Below are 18,565 nucleotides of genomic sequence, written 5' to 3' on the forward strand. Positions count from 1 at the left end.
TATTGCGTTTACCCAGTCTCTGGATAAATTTTAATCGTTGAATTTGGTTTCTGCCCACAGGCAGTCAAATCTTTGCCCGCAGACGTGACAGGCCGATGACGTCGTCATCACGTGTTCGTCTGCGGCGCGCTATCACAGAAAGTTCTTTCCGTAGTCCATTGCTGAGGTACCGAAGTAGCTCGCCAGTGTCTGGCCGATGTCAGCAAAGGTTTCGCGCTGGCCCAGAGAGCCCGGTTTCACTTTTTTGCCGTACACAATTACAGGAATGTGCTCACGCGTGTGGTCGGTGCCCGGCCAAGTTGGGTCACAGCCGTGATCGGCCGTCAGGATCAGCAGGTCATCGTCCTGCATCAGTTCCAGCACTTGTGGCAGACGGTTGTCGAAGTATTCCAGCGCCGCCGCATAACCGGCAACATCACGGCGGTGGCCGTAAGCGGAATCGAAATCGACGAAGTTGGTGAACACGATGGTGTTATCACCAGCAGCTGAGATTTGCTCCAGAGTGGCATCAAACAGCGCCGGAATGCCGGTCGCTTTGACTTTTTTGGTGATACCGCAGTTGGCATAGATGTCAGCAATCTTACCGATCGATACAACCTGACCCTGTTTCTCATCCACCAGCTTTTGCAGCACAGTCTCTGAAGGCGGTTCAACCGACAGGTCACGACGGTTACCGGTACGCTCAAACTGACCTTTACCCGGGCCGATGAACGGACGCGCGATCACACGGCCAATGTTGTAATCTTCCAGCTCTTCACGAGCGATTTGGCACAGCTCCAGCAAACGATCGAGACCAAACGTCTCTTCGTGACACGCAATCTGGAACACCGAGTCTGCCGAGGTGTAGAAAATTGGCTGACCCGTTTTCATGTGCTCTTCACCCAGATCATCCAGCACTTGAGTGCCCGATGCGTGGCAGTTACCCAGGAATCCGTCCAGACCCGCGCGCGCCAGAATGCGATCGGTCAGCGCTTTCGGGAAGCTGTTTTGTTTGTCGCTGAAGTAACCCCAGTCAAACAGTACCGGCACACCAGCAATTTCCCAGTGGCCTGATGGCGTGTCTTTACCAGAAGACAGCTCGGCAGCGTGGCCGTAGGCACCGATGATATCGGCACGTTCATCCAAACCCGGAGCAAAACGCCCCGTAGCTTCTTTGTGTGCCATTGCCAAACCCAGTTTGGACAGGTTTGGCAACGTCAATGGGCCTTTGCGGTTCGCATTGTCGGCTTCACCGTTAGCACACTGATCCGCGATGTGGCCCAACGTATCTGCACCGACATCACCAAACGCTTCGGCATCTGGTGCCGCGCCAATACCGAAGGAATCTAAAACTAAAATAAATGCTCTTTTCATTGCTCACTCCTAGCCGAAACTACACGTCTTCTTCACGAATCTGACGGTACACTTCCGGAGTTGGTACATACTCTCCGCCCACTTTGATTGCACGTTGTAGTGCGTTGGCAGCGTCTTGCCACTGCGCTTCAGTACGGGCGTGAATCATTGCTAAAGGTTTATTGCTGTCGGCGACTTCACCCAGACGGATAAACTGATCAAAGCCGACGGCGTAATCGATGCTATCGGTCGCCACACGGCGTCCGCCGCCCATACCGACCACCGCCATGCCAATAGCGCGGGTATCCATTGAGGAAACCACGCCGCTTTGCTCGGCGTACACAGGTTTGATGATGTCGGCTTTATCAAGGTAGTTATCGTAGTTTTCCACGAAATCTGCCGGCCCACCAAGACCTGCCACCATCTTGCCAAAACGTTCCGCCGCCTGGCCGTTATCCAGCACGGTTTGCAGTTTGGCACGCGCTTCAGTGGTGTCTTTGGCCAGCTTACCCAGCACCAGCATTTCGGCGCACGACGCCATGGTCACTTCAAACAAGCGTGGATTACGGTATTCCCCGGTGAGGAAACGCACCGCTTCGCGCACTTCCACGGCATTACCCGCCGATGACGCCAGCACCTGGTTCATGTCGGTCAGAATGGCCGTAGTTTTGGTACCAGCACCGTTGGCTACTGCCACGATGGATTTTGCCAGATCTTCCGATGCTTCGTAGGTTGGCATAAACGCGCCCGAACCCACCTTGACGTCCATTACCAGCGATTCCAGACCTGCCGCCAGCTTCTTCGACAGAATGGACGCGGTAATGAGGGAAATGTTGTCTACCGTTGCGGTGATATCACGAGTGGCGTAGACACGCTTATCCGCGGGTGCCAAATCGCCAGTCTGACCGATGATGGCCACGCCGGCTTCTTTGGTCACTTTGCCGAACACGTCATTAGTTGGCGTAATGTTGTAGCCCGGAATCGATTCCAGTTTGTCCAGCGTACCGCCAGTGTGGCCAAGGCCACGGCCAGAGATCATTGGTACGTAACCGCCACACGCTGCCACCATTGGGCCAAGCATCAGTGAGGTTACGTCGCCCACACCACCGGTGGAATGTTTGTCGACGATCGGGCCATCAAAGTTCATGTGGCTCCAGTCGATCACCATACCGGAATCGCGCATTGCACAGGTCAGCGCAATACGTTCAGGCATGGTCATTTCACGAAAGAATACCGCCATTGCAAATGCTGCGATCTGGCCTTCAGAAACCGTGTTGTTCGCAACACCCTGAACAAAGAAGTTGATCTCTTCTGCGGTCAGGACTTCGCCATCACGTTTTCTGCGAATAATTTCTTGAGGTAAATACATGAGTGCCTCCCAAGCTCTGAATCAGAGCCATGGTCTATATCGTATAGAGAGAATATAGGTGGCGCAGAGCGCCACCTGAGACGCGAAACGAATTAGTACGCTGCAGGATCTGCAGTTTCGTTGGTCACTTCTAATGTATTTAGTAGATTGGTCAGCAAGCTTGATGCACCAAAACGGTAGTGACGGCTGTCTACCCAGTTGTCACCCAGGATCTCATCTGCCATTGCTAAGTAAAGGGCTGCATCTTCTGCAGTACGAACGCCACCCGCTGGTTTGAAACCAACGCTTTTCGCTACGCCCATATCGCGGATCACTTCCAGCATCATGCGCGCGTATTCAGGCGTCGCATTCACTGGCACTTTGCCCGTAGACGTTTTGATGAAGTCTGCACCGGCTTCGATACAGATTTGAGAAGCTTTTTTGATCAGCGCTTCTTCTTTCAGTTCACCGGTTTCGATGATCACTTTCAGTAGCACTGTGTCACCACAAGCCGCTTTACATTGTTTCACCAGGTCAAAACCAACCTGTTCATTGCCTGCCATCAGAGCGCGATATGGGAACACCACGTCCACTTCATCTGCACCGTAAGCCACTGCGGCTTTGGTTTCAGCAACCGCAATGTCCACATCGTCGTTACCGTGTGGGAAGTTGGTTACCGTTGCAATATGAACGTCTGGTGTACCTTGCTCACGAAGGGTCTTCTTAGCAATAGGAATAAAGCGAGGGTAGATGCAGATCGCAGCGGTGTTACCGACTGGGCTCTTCGCATCATGACAAAGCTGGATCACTTTCGCATCCGTGTCATCATCATTCAGCGTAGTCAGGTCCATCAGTTTAAGTGCACGTAGTGCTGCTGCTTTTAAATCGCTCATTTCTATCTCCGATCAATATATTCAAATAGTTCACTCCCCGACCCGAAACGGATGTTTCATGGCGGGCAGCCACAAATGAACGGACTTGGTTCCTTGAAGACTCGGTGCTACGCACCAATTGCTATCCCTGTCACCGCACAGTACCAATTTGGTCTATGGCACAACAATCTGCGATTGTGGTGTCTAACGTATGTCAGCAACATCGGTTGCCTCAGCGTGAATGATACTCCTTGTATCCACTCATGCTAACTAAAACTTCCCAATCATAAATTAAGAAGCAATCCCACCCGACGCATCTTTATCACTCCCGTGACTGAAGAGTGCGCAACAGATGGCTAAACACAGAACAGCCACTCCCGAACAGAAGAAATGGTCACCGTATTACTACGATTTATCCCATGCTCTTTAGTTTTATACAGTATAGATATTCGTCGCAAAACTGTAGCGCCGCTGCTAGAGCAAACGGTTTGTATCTCAAAATAACCAGCAATCGAAACGAGGTTCAGCCCTTGTCGGAGCTGGATTTAGCGTGCAATCCATTACACGTTGCCCTCATTTTCGATGGCCAGAAAACAAAAAAACCCCGCAGCAATCTCTTGCTACGGGGTGATGTTAAACGGCGTCTATATAATCTTTCTCTACAAACTTAGAAAGACAGGAAGAAGCCAGCAATGGTTGCTGCCATCAGGTTAGATAGCGTACCAGCAGCCACAGCTTTCATACCGAAACGTGCGATGTCGTGACGACGGTTAGGAGCAATACCACCCAGACCGCCCAGCAGGATCGCGATAGAAGACAGGTTCGCGAAACCACACAGAGCGAAGGAGATGATTGCAGCCGTCTTCTGAGACATTACCGCACCAGTTGCTGCTACTACTTGAGCGTTTTCGCCCACGTAAGGAACAAAGTTCAGGTATGCAACGAATTCGTTTACTACGATCTTCTGACCGATGAATGAACCGGCAAGAGTTGCTTCAGACCATGGCACACCGATGATGAATGCTAGTGGAGAGAATACCCAACCCAGCAGCAGTTCAAGAGTCAGTTGTGGCATACCGAACCAACCACCGATACCACCCAGAAGGCCGTTAATCAGAGCGATCAGACCGATGAACGCCAGCAGCATTGCGCCGATGTTCAGTGCCAGTTGCAGACCCATAGACGCACCGCCCGCCGCAGCGTCGATTACGTTTGCTGGTTTGTCGTCGCCACCGTCGATGTCTACTGTGCCCAGTTCTTCATCTGGAGCCTCAGTTTCAGGTTTGATGATTTTCGCGAACAGCAGACCACCAGGTGCCGCCATGAATGACGCTGCAACCAGGTACTCTAGAGGCACACCCATTGATGCGTAACCAGCTAGTACACCACCTGCTACAGAAGCCAGACCACCACACATTACTGCAAACAGCTCAGACTGAGTCATTTTTGGAACAAACGGGCGCACAACCAGAGGTGCTTCAGTTTGACCAACGAAAATGTTTGCTGCTGCAGACATAGATTCCGCGCGAGAAGTGCCTAGTGCTTTTTGCAGGCCACCACCCAGAATCTTGATAACCCACTGCATCACACCCAGGTAGTACAAAACTGAGATCAGTGCAGAGAAGAAGATTACTGTAGGCAGAACTTGGAAAGCAAAAATGAAACCGATACCGTCAACAGAGAAGTTAACCAGGCTGCCGAACAGGAAACCGATACCATCTTTACCGTAGTCGATTACGCTCTGAACACCAGCAGCAAAACCTGCCAGCAGATCACGACCCCAAGGGACGTAAAGAACGAAACCACCTAGTGCGAATTGGATAGCAAATGCGCCACCCACGGTTCTAAAGTTAATAGCTTTACGGTTATCAGACAGTAGTACTGCGATTGCAATTAGTACTGCCATACCGATTAGGCTCATAAACAGGCTCATAGTTTATGACTTCCTTATAAGTTAATTGTTGGCGTGTAAAACTTTGGTTTGTTTTCGCAGCGGATTATACGCACCCGCCAAAAAAAAAGTAACGCATGCATCACGCAATATTGATAAAACTCTTTTTGTTGCATTTATAATTGAGAAGCCAATCACAAATAATTGTGTAGATAGTGTTCAGAGTTGCTATTTGACCGGTTTGGTGTGCAAAAAATCCGACACGTCGAACTCACCCAAATGCAACCGTTTGCTCAATTTAAAACCCATAAAGATCGCAGCACGTTAACGACAAATTCACGTTTTTTATTTTCATTTCGCTGCGTTTTTTCTCATTATTGGCAAATAAAAACTTGTGTACTCAGTCACACCAATTTGAAACAGTTTTCACTGGTTTTTTCGGTTTATTTGGCTTTCTTTGTCTGACCTGTTTATTTATCCATAAATTTATTTTCTTTCTGATATTCAATTCTAGTCAGTGAAATTTCATTACCGCTATTTTTTATATGAAATTATAAGCACTTCGTTATTACGCATGAATGAGTTAATCGATTACATTAATTTAGCGATGACACTCACACAAATCCTGCTATTCACCCGACCAATTGTTAATAAAAACAACAATTGATTAACAATTCAAAACCTAATATTTTGTTCTTCGAAAAAAAATGTGACTTGATGTGAACTATTGCACTTTTTTTTGCAGCGCAAACGATAAACTTATAATTGGTAGGCTCAATGAGTTGACCTATTGGTCAACATTTTATTATCAATTTAACAACAGTGGTTTTGTAACATAGGGATATATACAGTGAAAAAATCCATCCTAAAAATATCTACCCTTGCTCTCGCAATCTCCTCTTTCCACGTATTCGCAGAAGCAAAACCTGCCGTTATCTACGATACCGCAGGTAAATTCGACAAATCGTTCAATGAAGCGGTTTATCAGAACGGCGTAAAAGTCATGGAGGCCGAAGGCCTTGAAGTTCGTGAGTTTGAGCCTCAGAACGAAGCTCAACGTGAACAGGGGCTTCGTCGTCTGGCGAGCCGTGGTTTCTCACCAATCGTTGCGGTGGGTTTCAACATGGCGTCAGCGGTCGAGAAAGTCGCCACTGAGTTTCCAGACATCCACTTCACCATTCTCGACATGGTGGTTGATAAGCCCAACGTACAATCGATCGTCTTTAAAGAACACGAAGGTTCGTTCTTAGTTGGCGCACTGGCCGCGAAAGCCTCTAAATCAGGCGTTGTCGGTTTTGTCGGCGGTATGGACATTCCTCTGATCCGTAAATTCGAATGTGGTTACGAGCAAGGCGCGAAATACGCCAATCCACAGATCACCGTTCTGCAGAACATGACAGGCTCGACACCCGCAGCGTTTGCAGACCCGGCAAAAGGTTCAGAGCTGGCGAAATCTCAGTTTTCCAAAGGCGCTGACGTGATTTACGCCGCAGCAGGTGGCACTGGCTTAGGGGTTTACCAAGCAGCAGCCGATGCGGGCAAACTGGCCATTGGCGTGGACTCAAACCAAAACCATCTTCAACCAGGCACCATGCTGACCTCAATGGTGAAACTGGTCGGTGCGGCGGCTGTCGACAGCTGGAAAGAAGAAATCAACGGAGCTTGGCAACCAGGCATCAAGGTACTGGGCTTGAAAGAAAACGCGGTTGACTGGGCGTACGACGAGTACAACAAGCCTCTGATTTCCGAAGAAATGAAGTCCTACATGGAAAGCCTGAAAGCCGACATCATCGCCGGCAAGATTCAGGTCCATGACTACATGTCAGACAATAAATGTGATTACTAAAACGCTCTGACTATCCATATAAGTCTGGCCTTGCGGGCAACACCGCAAGGGTAAAGAGCCAATGGATAACCCGATACGCCGCTGCTGATGTAGCGGCGTCTATTGATTTGTATTGCGCCCCTTTTGGCGCAATAAAGGCAAGAAACTCATTTTCGTTCAGGAAGTTTTCGTGTGACTCAATCTCAACACTTTGCCATCGAACTTAAACAGATCGATAAGCGTTTTGGTGCTGTTCATGCCAACCGCGCAATCGATCTGCAAGTCCCGGCCGGAACCATTCACGGCATTATCGGTGAAAACGGTGCAGGCAAATCGACGCTCATGAGCATCATCTACGGCTTCTACACGCCTGATGCCGGAGAAATGCGCGTCAACAACACCCCATACTCCCCCAGCAATTCGCAAGATGCGATTGGTTCAGGGATCGGCATGGTTCACCAGCACTTCATGTTGGTGGATACCTTCACCGTTTTGGAAAACATTGTTCTGGGCGCGGAAAGCGGCTGGAAATTGAATGACAGCCTGAGAGCAGCGCGCAAAAAGCTCATCCAACTGGAAAAAGACTACGGTCTGGACGTCCCGCTCGACAGTCTGGTGGGCGATCTGCCGGTTGGCTTACAGCAGCGCGTCGAAATTCTGAAAGCGCTCTATCGCAACGCTAACGTACTCATTCTCGATGAACCCACTGGCGTGCTGACACCTCAGGAAGCGGATCACCTGTTTGCCATTCTCGATAAATTACGCAGTCAGGGAACCACCGTCATCATCATTACGCACAAACTGCGTGAAGTACTGGCGATTACCGACAACATCTCGGTGATGCGTCAGGGTCAGATGGTCGCCCATGTCAAAACCTCAGACACCAATCGTGAAGAACTGGCCGAACTGATGGTGGGGCGTAAAGTCCGCCTCAAAGTCGAAAAGTCTGAACCTCATCCGCAACAGGCGCTGTTGCAGGTTGAACACCTCAATTATGTCGACAGCAGTGGCGTGCCGCGTGTCAAAGACATCAGCTTCTCCGTTCGCGCTGGTGAACTGGTGGGTATCGCCGGCGTTTCCGGTAATGGTCAGTCTGAAATCCTGTCGCTGTTGTCCGGCATCCTTAAACCGACGTCCGGTACGATCCAGATGAATGGTCACACGATTTCTCCTCAACACCCGGCTGACCCACAGCAAGTACGTGCTATGGGTGTCGGCCATATTCCGGAAGATCGCCACAAACAGGGACTGATCAATAAGTTTGAAGCGCAAGAAGCTTACATTCTCGGCTACCACAACCTGCCGAAGTACAACAAAGGGCTGCTGCAAGATAAGCAGGCCATCGCGACGCTGTGTCAGGAAAGCATGAACAAATGGGATGTGCGGCCAAACGACATCCATCTGAAAACGGCTAATTTTTCCGGCGGCAACCAGCAGAAACTGGTGATTGCACGCGAAATGGAAGAAGAACCGGATGTGTTACTGATTGGTCAGCCGACGCGCGGGGTCGACATCGGCGCGATTGAATACATCCATCAACAGATCATCGCCTGCCGCGATGCGGGCAAAGCGATCCTGCTGGTATCGGTTGAACTCGACGAGATCCTCAGCCTGGCAGATCGCATTCTGGTGGTCTTTGACGGCGCGATCGTGGGTGAACTGGATGCCAAATTGGCAGACGAGAAAACCTTAGGCCTGATGATGGCCAACATCGTGCCGGATCATGTAATACAATCACAGGGGAACTTGGCATGAGTCAGACAAACGTCCCTGCCTGGGTCACGATAGGGTTGCTGCCTGCGATCAATGTTCTGGTCGCGTTTCTGGTCTCTGCCCTGCTGTTTATCTACATCGACATCAACCCGCTCGATGCAATCAAAGTCATGTGGACCGGCGCTTTTGGTTACGCGGAAGGCTTCGGTTACACCCTCTACTACACTACGGGCTTTATCTTCACTGGTCTTGCCGTTGCGGTGGCTTATCATGCTGGCCTGTTCAACATCGGGGTAGAAGGTCAGGCTTACATCGGTGGTCTTGGTGTCGGCTTAGTCTGTTTAACACTGGGCGAATACGCGCCTTGGTATGTGGTATTTCCGGTTGCGGTGCTCGCCGGCGGTGCCTTTGGTGCGGCCTGGGCGTTTATTCCGGCGTACCTGCAGGCGAAACGGGGCTCGCACATCGTGATCACCACGATCATGTTCAATTTCATCGCCTCTTCGCTGATGGCTTATCTGTTGGTTGATGTGCTGAAGCCGGAAAACACCATGGCAACCGAAAGCCGCGTGTTTGCGGTATCGAGCTGGTTACCGAAAATGCATGAACTGCTGGCTGTGTTTGGCGTAAAACTGGCCGCAAGCCCACTCAACATCAGCTTTTTGTTTGCGCTGCTGAGCTGTGTTTTCGTCTGGCTGTTTATCTGGCATACCCGTTGGGGCTATGAGATTCGCGCCATCGGCGCCAATGCGTCCGCGGCTTCTTACGCCGGGATTAACTACATCAAAGTGATTGTGATTACCATGCTGCTTTCTGGCATGTTGGCCGGTTTCTTTGGCATCAATGTTCTGCAAGGCGAGCTACACCAAATCAAACTGAACTTCGTCGAAGGCTTTGGCTTTACCGGGATTGCCGTCGCACTGATGGGTCGTAACCACCCGGTCGGAGTCCTGCTGGCGAGTTTGCTGTTTGGTTTCCTCTATCAGGGCGGTGCAGAACTGAGTTTTGAATATGGGGTTGACCGCAATATTGTCGTCGTTTTGCAAGGTTTGGTGATTCTGTTCTCCGGCGCGTTGGAGCACATGTTCCGCCCATCGCTGGAACGCACCTACCGACGTCTGTTCGGCCAGTCAAAACAAGGAGTGGCATAAGCTATGTTTGAAACCTTTATTCTAATGGCCGATGCCACGGTCCGAGTCTCGACACCGCTGATTCTGGCCGCCTTGGCTGGCATGTTCAGTGAACGCTCCGGCGTCGTAAACATCGCGCTGGAAGGGAAACTGCTCGCCTCAGCATTTGCCGGTGCGGCGACCGCCTCTGTAACAGGCTCAGCCTGGCTTGGTTTGCTGGCGGGTGTCGGTGTTTCCATCCTGCTCGCGCTGCTGCACGGCTTTGCCTCTATTACCCACCGCGGTGAACAGGTCGTCAGCGGCATGGCCATCAACATTCTGGCGACAGGCTTGACCATTACCCTCGGCCGTTACTGGTTTGGACAGGGCGGCCAGACGCCAACGCTCTCAGGCGATGCGCGTTTTGCGCCGCTCACCCTGCCAGGTGCAGATGCAGCTCAGGATACGCCTGTGATTGGACTGCTGTACTCCGAGTTGATCAGCGGCCACTCAATCATTGAATACATCGCCTTTCTGGCGGTACCAACCGCTTGGTATGTGCTGTTCAAAACCCGCTTTGGTCTGCGCTTGCGCGCGGTCGGTGAGTCCCCTGCTGCGGTCGATACCGCGGGGATTTCGGTCGTCGGCATGCGTTACAGCGCCATGGTGATCTGTGGCCTGTTGGTCGGTCTGGGCGGCGTGTATTTGTCGGTCGGCCAGACTGCGCAGTTCATTCCAAATATGAGTGCTGGTAAGGGCTATATGGCCCTCGCCGCGCTGATTTTCGGGAAATGGCGGCCTGTGACGGCGATGGCGGCCTGTTTGTTGTTCGGCTTTCTCGACGCACTGGCAATTCGCTTGCAAGGGGTCTCAATTGGTGATTTCCCCATTCCGGTCCAGGCAATCGAAGCTTCGCCTTATATACTGACCGTCTTCCTGCTGGCTGGCTTTATTGGTAAAGCGGTGGCACCAAAAGCGATTGGTGTGCCTTACACCAAAGAGCGCGAGTAACCACCAAATAGTAAAGGGCACATATCGTGCCCTTTACTTTATCCTTCAGATCAGAATTGTCACTCACGCTTCAGATATGCCAAACACGCGTAAACTGTTATCCCACAGTTGCTGCGTCAGTTGATGTGGGTCTTCATTGCGAAGCTGCGCCAAAGCATCAAGTACCTGCGGCAGATAACGCGGATGGTTGGGTTGTCCCTGCAAGCCTGACAACGGCATATCGGGAGCATCTGTTTCCAGCACCAACGACTCAATCGGCAACACCGCCACAGCCTGACGCGTTTTATTGGCACGTGGATAGGTGATGACACCACCGACACCGATGTGAAATCCCAAATCAATAAACTGCTGCGCCTGTTGCACACTGCCGGAAAAAGCGTGCAACACCCCGCCGTATTGAAAACGGGTTTGTTTAAGCAATTGCAGCAAGCGATTGTGCGTTTTTCGGCTATGCAGAATAACGGGCAGTTGCGCACTCTGCGCGATTGCCAGTTGCCCAATTAATAACTGTTCCTGCAACTGGGCATCGACAGCAATCATGCCATCAAGCCCCATTTCGCCGAGCGCGATACATGCCTCACTGCGCACACTGAGTTCACGCTCCAGTCTGGCTAGCGGATTGTGCCAATCTGATTGAAGAAAATAGGGATGAAAACCCAGTGCGTAATAAACCGCACCGGGAAACTGCTCAGCCAACTGCGCAACACGTTGCCAGTTCTGCGGCCCAATAGAGGGAATGAGAAAACGTTCAACCCCAGCTTGTTGTGCCAGCGATATCTCGGTCGGGAAATCACTGGCAAACGCATCAAAATCAAAATGACAATGGGTGTCGAACAGGCGGACCTCAGACTTTATCGCCATCTTGATCGTGCGCCGGGTCTTTACGGTATGGTACGCAGCAGCGCTTTTGGTCCGGCGTCAGCCCCATGGCCCGACACCAGGCATCGTAGCGCGCGATCATTGCCTTCATCCATGCCCACATAGCAAACTCTCCTGTGCGTAACGATTACTGTTCTTCGCGCTTGAACACCAGTTCAGTAGCGGTCGATTCTGCCGCCACAAAATAGTAGCCAGCGGTATCAAACGCTTCCAGCTGTTTTACCGACTCAATACGGTTTTCAATAATGTAACGAGCCATCATGCCGCGCGCCTTTTTGGCGTAGAAACTGATCACTTTATACTGACCATTTTTGCAGTCTTTGAACACTGGCGTGATGACCTGCGCGTCCAGTTGTTTAGTATTGACCGCTTTGAAATATTCATTGGATGCCAGATTGACCAGCACGTTGTCGCCTTGAGCGGCAATCGCTTCATTGAGCTTGTCAGTAATGACATTGCCCCAGAACTGGTAAAGGTTACTGCCACGATCGTTCGCCAGCTTGGTGCCCATCTCCAAACGGTAAGGCTGCATCAGGTCCAGCGGCTTCAACAGGCCATACAGGCCAGACAACATGCGTAGATGTGACTGTGCAAAGCTCAGATCATCATCGCTTAGCGTCTCAGCCTCAAGCCCGGTGTACACGTCCCCTTTGAAGGCAAAAATCGCCTGGCGGGCGTTTTCAAAGGTGAAGGTCTCACTCCACTCAGCAAAGCGAGCAACGTTGAGTCCGGCAATTTTATCGCTCACCTTCATCAGCGCGGAAATGTCCGCCGGTGTCAGTTTACGGCACACCTCAATCAGTGCTTTTGAGTGCTGGGTCAGTTCCGGTTGTGTGTGGCGCTCGCTTGGCAGCGGCGATTCATAATCCAGTGTTTTTGCAGGTGAAACCACAATCAGCATTGTCTTATCCTAATTCTTTGATTGGTTGAGCTTTCTATAGCCTACAAAAAAAGCCATGCATTGTCTGCATGGCTTTTCCAATCTCTGGTATTGACGCTGTCTATTAAGACTTTTTGTTGTTGTCCCAGATACCGTCTTCCAGCTGAGATTTCAGCTCAGGGTATTCATTGGCATCAAAAGTCGGCACTTTGCCCGCTTTCAACTGGCGGTTGTAGTCTTTCGCCAGCTTAATCACAATGCCAGACAGCAACAGGATCGCTACCAGGTTAACAATCGCCATCAGACCCATCGACACGTCAGCCATTGACCAAACGGTCGGCAGCGTTGCCAGAGAGCCGAACATCACCATGCTCAGGAAGATCAGGCGGAAGACCACCAGACCTTTCTTGTTGTTGTGCTCAAGGAAAATCAGGTTGGTTTCTGCATACGAATAGTTAGCAATGATCGAGGTGAACGCGAAGAAGAAGATCGCAAACGCCACGAAAATAGAGCCCCAGCTACCCACTTGTGAGCTCAGCGCGCGCTGTGTCAGCTCGATACCGGTAATTTCACCATGTGGTACGTATTCACCCGACATCAGGATGATAGCAACGGTAGCCGAACAGATTACGATCGTATCGACAAACACGCCCAGCATCTGCACGTAGCCCTGAGAAGCAGGGTGTGGTGGATATGGAGTTGCGGATGCCGCTGCGTTTGGCGCAGAACCCATACCGGCTTCGTTCGAGAACAGGCCACGTTTCACACCGTTAATCATCGCCTGGGCAATCGCGTAGCCCAAACCACCAGCAGCGGCTTGCTGGAAGCCAAACGCGCTCTTGATCACCAGGCTGAATACGGCCGGCAGTTTTTCAAGGTTCATGAACACGACAAACAGGGCAATCGCAATGTACGCCAGCGCCATGAACGGCACAATGATTTCCGCGGTGCGCGCGATCTTACGGATACCACCGAAGATAACGAACGCAGACAGCAGAACAATCGCAATACCAACGTAGAGCGGTTCGTAGCCAAATGCGGTGTTCATCGCGTTAGTGATGGAGTTCGCTTGTACAGCGTTGAACACCAGACCAAATGCAATGATCAGGAAGATAGAGAACAGCACGCCCATCCAGCGCATGCCCAGGCCTTTTTCCATGTAGTAAGCCGGACCACCGCGGTAGTTACCGTCTTTATCGCGGGTTTTGTACAGCTGCGCCAGCGTACTTTCCGCAAAAGAGGTCGCCATGCCCAGGCAAGCCGTCATCCACATCCAGAAAATAGCACCCGGACCACCAGCGGTCAGAGCGACAGCCACACCGGCCATATTACCGGTACCCACGCGGGCAGCCAGACTGGTACAAAGGGCTTGGAAAGAAGAAATACCAGCATTGTCCTCTTTTCGGCTGTTCTTCAACACGCTGAACATGTGGCCGAAATGACGGAATTGGATGAAGCCTAAACGTAGAGTGAAGTAAATACCTACACCCACTAAAAGATAAACCAGAATCGATCCCCAAAGCAGATCGTTCATTAAATTGATTAAGTCTGTCACAAGTACCTCTCGTAGAGTGATTGCGCTGATCTGAGCTAAAGCCAGCACGGCAAATGCACTTTCGCGTCCCGCGAAATTATCAGAATTGTGGTTACATTTGATGTCGTTTTGCCGGTCAGAATGACCGTCAAAATAAACCAGCGTATTTTTTGACGGGCGGATAATGCAACCTGAGGTAGTAAAAATCAATATGCAATCAAATTCATTTAATTGTTATTTTTTACTATAAAATCACCATTCATTAACACGCAACCAATCAAAAACAACACAAAATTAGAACAAAACACCACACATATCGCAACATTTTAGAGCAAAAAGCAACCATAAAAACCTTATTGCATAAACTTAATCTCATCCCCTGAGAATAAAGGGATGGGACGTTCAGGCCGGGAAATTTGTCAGCAAAAAGTCATATTTTGAAATCAAACGAACAAAAAATAACCACCCAATCATTCTGGCACGAACTCTTCAACACCTTTTTAACAACCTGCCGAACGCAATAAAAACGTTTGCGCAGTTCAATTGCTGATTTTTTACTCAAAATTTCCGTCAGAAAAGTGTGAATTCCAGTTGAAAAACTCATCAAAGCTTCATCCAAACGAAACAAATGAGAAACAAATCAAAGTTACGCTGCGGCTAACTGTGCTATTTAGACAGCACTCATGGAATGACAACAACGACAATGAGGCTAGATTATGGATGACTTGCACTTCGATGAACTGTTGGATAGGGAAATCACGAAAATCCGCGCCAACCGAGCGAAACCGGTAAAGCGCATGTGGAGAGAGATCGAAGCCATTCGAGACAAGAAGCGATTGGAGAAAGAGCTTCTCGATATGGATATCTGTCTGGAGATTGACGACATCAAATTATGAAATAAAAAGGCACCGCTCGGTGCCTTTTTATTATTTATCTCATTGCGCTATCAGGTGCACTCGGATTCGCTTTTCCGCACTCGGCGGGCCAGCTGAGCAAAACGTTCGGCAATAGTCTCACCAAACACCGGATCATCTTCATTTTCGTTCCATTGCGACTCCACTTTCTGCCAATCGGCAACGGTAAACGTGCGATTGATCAGTGGCAGAATGGACTGCTCTTCCATTTCCAGATGGCGGCGCTGCGCACTGATAAAGCTTTCCAGTTTCTCGATAATCACCTCTTGCGGCACAACCGCATCCTGCAGAATCATCTCAATGATATTGAGGAAAGCATGTGTCTGCTCGGAAAGCACCATGTGCTCTTTCTCCAGATCGGCCACCGTGTGGTGTTCACCATAATGCTGCATATAGTAGCGGTAAATGATGTCCTCTTTCGGGTGATGGACGGTTTCAGAGTGACTGGCAAGGTAATCAACGATCTCTTTTACCAAGCTATAATTGATGGCTTGTTCGGCTTTAAGCAATTGCAGCTTGTCGCGCAGTATCGCCAATAGCCGAGTCATGTAGCCATGCTCGCGTCTGATTCTCTCAATCATCATCGTGTTTCTCCCTTACACATACTTTATGTAAGTGTATATAAGGATTCAAAAACACGCTTTGATTCTGGTCGAAAAAACACCAATTAACACATTAGTCGAGCTGTGGCTGCCAGTTGATTGGCGCTTTACCTTGCTGCTCAAGCAACTGATTGGTTTGTGAAAAGTGGCGACAACCCAAAAAACCGCGGTGGGCAGAAAGTGGCGACGGGTGCGGAGCCATCAGCACATGGTGCCGCTGACGATCGATCATGCGGCCTTTCTTCTGAGCGTGCGAGCCCCACAGCAGAAACACAATCCCCTGGCCATTCTGATTGAGAGCATCAATCACGCGATCAGTGAAGGTTTCCCAGCCGGTATTGGCGTGCGAATGCGCTTGACCTTGTTCGACGGTCAGTACGGTGTTGAGAAGCAAAACGCCCTGCTCGGCCCAGCTTTTGAGATAGCCATGGTTCGGGATCTGAAAGCCAGGAATATCCTGTGCCAGTTCCTTATACATGTTGACCAACGAAGGGGGAGTTTTGATGCCGGGTTGCACGGAAAAACACAGCCCGTGAGCCTGATTAGGCCCGTGATAAGGGTCTTGGCCGAGAATCACCACTTTCACCTGGTTAAATTCCGTGAAGCGAAATGCGTTAAATACGTCTTTCGCCGGAGGGAAAATTACCTTGCCCGCCTGTCGTTGTTGTTCAACGAATGCGAGAGTCTGCTGAAAATAGTCTTGCTGCTTCTCGGCACCAATAACGTCATGCCAGGTCAGTGACTGAGTCATAAAAGATCCTTATTACTTGAAGAATAAGGGCGATTGTACCCTGATTTCTTCTCAGACGTCAGGCATCAGTGATGACTCAGTGCGCATTCCGGCCATGCTCATCAATGATGAGGACGACTACGTTGTGGAGAACGATGATGTCCCTGCCCATTCACATGACGATTGGGGACCGGCATGCGTGGCACAGAACGAGCGACTGAGTTAACGGCGAGCGATTTAGGTGCGTTCATATTGACATCCTTACTGACATGACACTTACATGAAAATGTAATGAAAGAAAGATGCCAATATTGTGAATTAAGTCGGAATTATAAATTCTGCAAATGAATTTCTCGCAACGCATTGATCTCATCGGCCCAAATATCAGGATCGATTGTCTCCAAAATCAATGGGATACCATTGAAACGGGGATCTTTTGCGATGTATTCAAAGCAGCTCCAGCCGATCTCCCCTTTACCCAATGAATGGTGGCGGTCAACGCGGCTGCCATGAACAGACTTTGAGTCATTGATATGCATTGCCCTTAAATAGTGCATGCCCACAATGCGCTCGAACTCGGCAAACGTGGCTTCACATGCTTCAGGGGTGCGTAGATCGTAACCCGCAGCAAACGTGTGGCAGGTATCGAGACACACGCCGACACGCGACTTATCTTCAACCTGATCAATAATTTCGGCCAGATGCTCAAAACGCCACCCGAGGTTGGTTCCCTGCCCGGCGGTGTTTTCAATCACCGCAATCACCTCAGGAACGGCCTGATGTGCGATATTGATCGATTCCGCAATCGTACGCAGACACTCCGCTTCACTCACCTGCTTTAGGTGGCTACCCGGATGGAAGTTGAGTAACGTTAGCCCCAATTGCTGACAGCGCTGCATTTCATCGATAAATGCTTCGCGTGACTTCTCCAGCTTGTCAGCTTCCGGAGCTCCAAGGTTAATCAGGTACGAGTCGTGCGGCAGAATGTGTTCTGCGGCAAATCCCAAACGCTGACAATTCGCTTTAAAGGCACGAATCGTGGCCGCTTCAAGCGGCTTCGCCACCCACTGGCGTTGATTCTTAGTAAACAGTGCAAACGCATTAGCACCAATCTCTTTGGCGCGCACTGGTGCCTGATCAACACCACCTGAGGCCGACACATGTGCGCCGATGAACTTCTTCCCAAAATCGATTTTACTGTTTGTCATTTAATCACTTTACACTTTCAGTTCCACCGCCTAACTGCCTGATCTTGCGTTATCCAAGTCAAGTTGGCGACTAGTTTTGTAGTAAAATTACAACAAAACTACAGTTAAAATTTGTTTTAATATTTAAAATAAATTGTAATTATTTTGTTTTTAAACAACTTATTGACCAAAATCAAATTATTTACCTTGATAAAAATAAGGTTTATTGTTGTTTTTTGACTTAAATCAATACTATCTCTAAGGATATTGATTATATAATACGAAGCTCAACAAGGTTTGAAAATTAACACCAATAATTGCCACGTTTGTGGACTAGGAGATAGTGATGATCCAAGGTATCCAAATTACTAAAGCCGCTAATGATGACCTACTTAACTCAATTTGGCTAATCGACAATGAAGCGAATGAAGCGCGTTGTGTTGCTGCAGTCGCTGGCTACGAAGCTGATCAGGTTGTCGCATTGAACGAACTGGGCGAATTCGAAAGCCGTGAAGTTGCGATTGAAGCGGCGCCTCGTATCGAAGGTGGCCAACACCTGAACGTGAACGTACTAAAACGTGAAACTCTGGAAGATGCCGTAGCAAACCCAGAAAAATACCCACAGCTGACCATTCGCGTGTCAGGCTACGCGGTACGTTTCAACTCTCTGACTCCAGAACAGCAACGCGACGTTATCGCGCGTACTTTTACTGAGTCGCTATAATCTCAGATGCATGA

18 protein-coding genes are annotated in these 18,565 nt (G+C 49.8%); 7 read left to right on the forward strand and 11 right to left on the reverse strand.

Features of this window, described 5'->3' with window-relative positions; all coding sequences use genetic code 11:
• Positions 1-132 precede the first annotated feature (132 nt).
• The 4 genes from deoB to DYA43_RS11310 form a co-directional block, all read right to left on the reverse strand.
• Positions 133-1,353 (reverse strand): phosphopentomutase, encoded by a 1,221-nt coding sequence (gene deoB, locus DYA43_RS11290; protein WP_061056850.1) that lies wholly within the window; start codon positions 1,351-1,353, stop codon positions 133-135.
• Positions 1,354-1,372: 19 nt separating this feature from the next.
• Complete coding sequence (gene deoA / locus DYA43_RS11295; RefSeq protein WP_061056851.1) at positions 1,373-2,701, reverse strand: thymidine phosphorylase; 1,329 nt, start codon at positions 2,699-2,701, stop codon at positions 1,373-1,375.
• A gap of 92 nt (positions 2,702-2,793) precedes the next feature.
• Complete coding sequence (deoC, locus tag DYA43_RS11300; protein ID WP_061056852.1) at positions 2,794-3,573, reverse strand: deoxyribose-phosphate aldolase; 780 nt, start codon at positions 3,571-3,573, stop codon at positions 2,794-2,796.
• Between the two features lie 646 nt (positions 3,574-4,219).
• Positions 4,220-5,485 carry a NupC/NupG family nucleoside CNT transporter gene (locus DYA43_RS11310; protein WP_020330540.1) on the reverse strand — a complete coding sequence of 422 codons (1,266 nt, stop codon included), beginning with the start codon at positions 5,483-5,485 and terminating at the stop codon, positions 4,220-4,222.
• A gap of 808 nt (positions 5,486-6,293) precedes the next feature.
• Between DYA43_RS11310 and DYA43_RS11315 the strand changes: the two genes are divergently transcribed.
• The 4 genes from DYA43_RS11315 (at position 6,294) to DYA43_RS11330 (ending at position 11,101) form a co-directional block, all read left to right on the forward strand.
• Positions 6,294-7,289, forward strand: a complete 996-nt coding sequence (locus tag DYA43_RS11315) for a BMP family lipoprotein (RefSeq protein WP_199251765.1) — start codon at positions 6,294-6,296, stop codon at positions 7,287-7,289.
• 171 nt (positions 7,290-7,460) lie between these two features.
• Complete coding sequence (locus DYA43_RS11320; RefSeq protein WP_061056853.1) at positions 7,461-9,023, forward strand: ABC transporter ATP-binding protein; 1,563 nt, start codon at positions 7,461-7,463, stop codon at positions 9,021-9,023.
• Complete coding sequence (locus DYA43_RS11325) at positions 9,020-10,132, forward strand: ABC transporter permease (protein ID WP_024373287.1); 1,113 nt, start codon at positions 9,020-9,022, stop codon at positions 10,130-10,132. The genes DYA43_RS11320 and DYA43_RS11325 overlap by 4 nt, the downstream gene beginning before the upstream one ends.
• Positions 10,133-10,135: 3 nt before the next feature.
• A complete protein-coding gene (locus DYA43_RS11330) occupies positions 10,136-11,101 on the forward strand; it encodes an ABC transporter permease (RefSeq protein WP_061056854.1) in 966 nt (321 codons plus the stop codon).
• Positions 11,102-11,164: 63 nt separating this feature from the next.
• On the opposite strand, the gene DYA43_RS11335 is transcribed toward DYA43_RS11330, so the two are convergent.
• The 4 genes from DYA43_RS11335 to DYA43_RS11345 form a co-directional block, all read right to left on the reverse strand.
• Positions 11,165-11,962, reverse strand: a complete 798-nt coding sequence (locus DYA43_RS11335; protein WP_061056855.1) for a TatD family hydrolase — start codon at positions 11,960-11,962, stop codon at positions 11,165-11,167.
• Positions 11,946-12,083, reverse strand: coding sequence for a DUF5363 family protein (locus tag DYA43_RS22955; protein ID WP_020330534.1), 138 nt, complete (start codon positions 12,081-12,083; stop codon positions 11,946-11,948). The genes DYA43_RS11335 and DYA43_RS22955 overlap by 17 nt, the downstream gene beginning before the upstream one ends.
• A 24-nt stretch (positions 12,084-12,107) precedes the next feature.
• Positions 12,108-12,881, reverse strand: a complete 774-nt coding sequence (gene yaaA, locus DYA43_RS11340) for a peroxide stress protein YaaA (protein ID WP_020429775.1) — start codon at positions 12,879-12,881, stop codon at positions 12,108-12,110.
• A gap of 103 nt (positions 12,882-12,984) precedes the next feature.
• The gene (locus tag DYA43_RS11345; RefSeq protein ID WP_032081785.1) at positions 12,985-14,415 is read right to left on the reverse strand and encodes an alanine/glycine:cation symporter family protein; all 1,431 of its coding nucleotides are present in this window, start codon (positions 14,413-14,415) and stop codon (positions 12,985-12,987) included.
• Between the two features lie 695 nt (positions 14,416-15,110).
• Here DYA43_RS11345 and DYA43_RS11350 point away from each other — a divergent pair.
• The gene (locus DYA43_RS11350) at positions 15,111-15,290 is read left to right on the forward strand and encodes a DUF3545 family protein (protein ID WP_020330530.1); all 180 of its coding nucleotides are present in this window, start codon (positions 15,111-15,113) and stop codon (positions 15,288-15,290) included.
• 50 nt (positions 15,291-15,340) lie between these two features.
• Here the strand turns inward: DYA43_RS11350 and DYA43_RS11355 are convergent, their stop codons facing one another.
• Positions 15,341-15,892 (reverse strand): hemerythrin domain-containing protein, encoded by a 552-nt coding sequence (locus DYA43_RS11355; RefSeq protein WP_020330529.1) that lies wholly within the window; start codon positions 15,890-15,892, stop codon positions 15,341-15,343.
• Between the two features lie 91 nt (positions 15,893-15,983).
• Positions 15,984-16,661, reverse strand: coding sequence for a uracil-DNA glycosylase (gene ung, locus DYA43_RS11360; RefSeq protein ID WP_044362114.1), 678 nt, complete (start codon positions 16,659-16,661; stop codon positions 15,984-15,986).
• Positions 16,662-16,677: 16 nt separating this feature from the next.
• On the opposite strand from ung, the gene DYA43_RS22960 reads away from it, so the two are divergent.
• Positions 16,678-16,866, forward strand: coding sequence for a hypothetical protein (locus tag DYA43_RS22960; RefSeq protein WP_020330527.1), 189 nt, complete (start codon positions 16,678-16,680; stop codon positions 16,864-16,866).
• A 103-nt stretch (positions 16,867-16,969) separates the two neighbouring features.
• Here the strand turns inward: DYA43_RS22960 and nfo are convergent, their stop codons facing one another.
• Entirely contained in the window at positions 16,970-17,848 is an 879-nt protein-coding gene (gene nfo, locus DYA43_RS11365) for a deoxyribonuclease IV (protein WP_061056856.1), read from the reverse strand.
• 325 nt (positions 17,849-18,173) lie between these two features.
• On the opposite strand from nfo, the gene grcA reads away from it, so the two are divergent.
• Positions 18,174-18,551: an autonomous glycyl radical cofactor GrcA gene (grcA, locus tag DYA43_RS11370; protein ID WP_020330525.1), complete on the forward strand. Its 378-nt coding sequence runs from the start codon at positions 18,174-18,176 to the stop codon at positions 18,549-18,551.
• Positions 18,552-18,565: the final 14 nt, after the last annotated feature.

Source organism: Vibrio fluvialis (genome assembly GCF_900460245.1).
Lineage (GTDB): Bacteria > Pseudomonadota > Gammaproteobacteria > Enterobacterales > Vibrionaceae > Vibrio > Vibrio fluvialis.